Source organism: Pseudomonas sp. REP124 (assembly GCF_020164475.1).
GTDB lineage: Bacteria > Pseudomonadota > Gammaproteobacteria > Pseudomonadales > Pseudomonadaceae > Aquipseudomonas.
Window position 1 is genome coordinate 1 of sequence record NZ_JAIQWX010000271.1, and the last position, 3,256, is coordinate 3,256.

The window sequence follows — 3,256 nt, forward strand, 5'->3', positions numbered from 1 at the left end:
AAATGTTATCCGGCGTCCGCGCCTTCTCCCGCGCCTGTTCGCGGGTGACCAATCCCCGGTTCACCAGGTCCTTCAGGCCCATATCCAGCGTCTGCATCCCCAGCGACCCGCCCGACTGAATCGATGAGTACATCTGCGCCACCTTGTCCTCGCGGATCAGGTTACGGATCGCCGATGTACCGAGCATGATCTCGTGGGCCGCAACCCGCCCTCCGCCGATTTTCTTCACCAGCGTCTGAGACACCACCGCCAGCAGCGATTCTGAAAGCATCGAGCGCACCATGGACTTTTCGTCCCCCGGAAACACATCCACGATCCGGTCGATGGTTTTCGCCGCCGACGTGGTGTGCAGCGTGCCGAACACCAGGTGCCCGGTTTCGGCAGCTGTCAGCGCCAGGCGAATGGTTTCAAGATCACGCATCTCACCTACCAGAATCACATCCGGATCCTCGCGCAGGGCCGAACGCAAGGCGGTGGCGAAACTGCGGGTATCGCGGTGGACTTCACGCTGATTGATCAGGCATTTGCGCGATTCGTGGACGAACTCGATCGGGTCTTCGATGGTGAGGATGTGGTGATGGCGATGGTTGTTCAGGTAATCGATCATCGCCGCCAAGGTGGTGGACTTGCCAGAGCCAGTCGGCCCGGTCACCAGCACCAGGCCACGGGGCGCGTCAGTCATCTTGCGGAACACGTCGCCCATGCCCAAATCGTCCATGCTCAGGATCTTCGACGGGATGGTACGGAACACCGCGCCGGCACCGCGGCTTTGGTTGAAGGCATTGACCCGGAAACGCGCCACGCCGGGCACGTCGAAGGAAAAATCGGTTTCCAGGTTCTTTTCGAAATCCACGCGCTGGGTGTCGTTCATGATGTCGTAGATCAGCGCCTGCACTTCCTTGTGATCCAGCGCCGGCAGGTTGATGCGTCGCACGTCGCCGTCGACGCGGATCATCGGCGGCAGGCCGGCGGACAGGTGCAAGTCGGAAGCGCCCTGCTTGGCGCTGAACGCCAACAGCTCAGTGATATCCATAACACCTCTCGTTCCAGAAGCCCCAATCCAGAAGCTCTCAATTCCAGTAGAATGCCGCCAACCTCAGACCCGCTGGCGCCTCTTGAATGTCCACCATAGCAGACAACATTGAACTGGTTAGTTCGCGCATCCGCGCCGCCGCCCTCGCCGCCAACCGTGATGAACACAGCGTCCAGCTGCTGGCCGTGAGCAAGACCAAGCCCCCGCAGGACCTGCGTGAAGCCTATGCCGCCGGCCTGCGCGACTTCGGCGAAAACTACCTGCAAGAGGCACTGGCCAAGCAGCTCGAACTGGCCGACCTGCCCTTGATCTGGCACTTCATCGGCCCCATTCAGTCGAACAAGACTCGCGCAATCGCCGAGCACTTCGCCTGGGTGCACTCCGTGGATCGTCTGAAAATCGCACAACGCCTGTCCGAGCAACGCCCCGCCGATCTGCCACCTTTGAACATCTGCATCCAGGTCAACGTCAGCGGTGAAGCCAGCAAGTCCGGCTGCACCCCAGCCGACCTGCCGGCCCTGGCCAACGCCATCAACGCCCTGCCGCGTCTCAAACTGCGCGGGCTGATGGCCATTCCCGAGCCGACGGACGACCGCGCCGAACAGGACGCCGCCTTCGCTGCCGTACAAAGTTTGCAAGCCAGCCTGAATCTGCCACTCGACACACTTTCCATGGGTATGAGCCACGACCTCGAGTCGGCCATTGCCCAGGGCGCGACCTGGGTTCGTATCGGTACGGCCCTGTTCGGCGCTCGCGACTACGGTCACCCGTGACCCCATTTATAAGGACCTGACATGAGCAAGACGCGTATTGCCTTTATCGGTGCCGGCAACATGGCCGCCAGCCTGATCGGCGGCCTGCGGGCCAAGGGCCTGGACGCCGCGCAGATCCGCGCCAGCGATCCGGGTGAAGAAACCCGCGCCCGCGTGAGCGCCGAGCACGGCATCGAAGTGTTCGCCGACAACGCCCAGGCCATTCAAGAGGCCGACGTGGTGGTACTGGCGGTCAAGCCGCAGGCGATGAAGACCGTCTGCGAAGCCATTCGCCCAAGTCTGACGCCGGGCCAGTTGGTGGTTTCCATCGCCGCGGGCATCACCTGCGCCAGCATGAACAGCTGGCTCGGCGCCCAGCCGATCGTGCGCTGCATGCCCAACACCCCTGCGCTGCTGCGCCAGGGCGTTAGCGGTCTGTTCGCCACAGCCCAGGTGAGCGCCGAACAGCGCCAGCAAGCCCAGGAACTGCTGTCGGCCGTGGGCATCGCCCTGTGGCTGGACGAGGAGCAGCAACTGGACGCGGTGACCGCAGTGTCCGGTTCCGGCCCTGCCTACTTCTTCCTGCTGATCGAAGCCATGACCGCTGCCGGCGTGAAACTCGGCCTGCCAGCGGACATCGCCGCGCAACTGACCCTGCAGACCGCTCTGGGCGCCGCGCACATGGCGGTGTCCAGCGATGTCGACGCAGCTGAACTGCGTCGCCGCGTGACTTCGCCAGCAGGCACCACGGAAGCGGCCATCAAATCGTTCCAGGCTGACGGCTTCGAAACACTGGTGGAAAAAGCACTGGGCGCCGCCGCACACCGTTCCGCCGAGATGGCTGAGCAACTCGGCCGCTAATCAGCTCTTAAAAAGGAATCAATAATGCTCGGACTCAATGACGCTGCCATTTTCGTGATTCAAACCCTGGGCAGCCTGTATCTGCTGATCGTGCTGTTGCGCTTCATCCTGCAACTGGTGCGGGCGAACTTCTACAACCCGCTCTGCCAATTCATCGTGCGCGCCACGCAACCCTTGCTCAAACCTCTGCGCCGGGTGATCCCGAGCATGTTCGGTCTGGACATGTCGTCGCTGGTGCTGGCCCTGCTGGTGCAAATGGCGCTGTTCGCGGTGATTCTGCTGCTGCAGGGTTATGAAGTGAACGCGCTGTTCCTGGTGCCATGGGCGCTGATCGGCATCTTCGCGCTGTTCCTGAAGATCCTGTTCTGGGCAATGATCATCAGCGTGATCCTGTCCTGGGTCGCTCCTGGCAGCCACAACCCTGGCGCAGAGCTGGTGCAGCAGATCACCGAGCCAGTCCTGGCGCCGTTCCGCCGGATCATCCCGAACCTGGGCGGCCTCGACATCTCGCCGATCTTCGCCTTCATCGCGCTGCAATTGCTGCAAAGCTGGCTGATCCCGCGCCTGGCGATGTACGCGCTGATGCCGCGTGAGCTGTTTGGCCTGATCT

The 3,256-nt window shown here is 62.4% G+C and carries 4 protein-coding genes; 3 read left to right on the plus strand and 1 reads right to left on the minus strand.

Going from position 1 to position 3,256, the window contains the following annotated elements:
- Window positions 1-1,033, minus strand: a 1,033-nt coding sequence (locus K9857_RS30070) for a type IV pilus twitching motility protein PilT (RefSeq protein ID WP_224542171.1), incomplete at its 3' end; no start/stop codon positions are given.
- A gap of 86 nt (window positions 1,034-1,119) precedes the next feature.
- On the opposite strand from K9857_RS30070, the gene K9857_RS30075 reads away from it, so the two are divergent.
- The 3 genes from K9857_RS30075 to K9857_RS30085 all read left to right on the plus strand — a co-directional run.
- Window positions 1,120-1,806, plus strand: coding sequence for a YggS family pyridoxal phosphate-dependent enzyme (locus K9857_RS30075; RefSeq protein ID WP_224542173.1), 687 nt, complete (start codon window positions 1,120-1,122; stop codon window positions 1,804-1,806).
- 21 nt (window positions 1,807-1,827) lie between these two features.
- Complete coding sequence (gene proC, locus K9857_RS30080) at window positions 1,828-2,646, plus strand: pyrroline-5-carboxylate reductase (protein ID WP_224542176.1); 819 nt, start codon at window positions 1,828-1,830, stop codon at window positions 2,644-2,646.
- Between the two features lie 24 nt (window positions 2,647-2,670).
- Window positions 2,671-3,256, plus strand: a 586-nt coding sequence (locus K9857_RS30085) for a YggT family protein (protein ID WP_224542178.1), incomplete at its 3' end; no start/stop codon positions are given.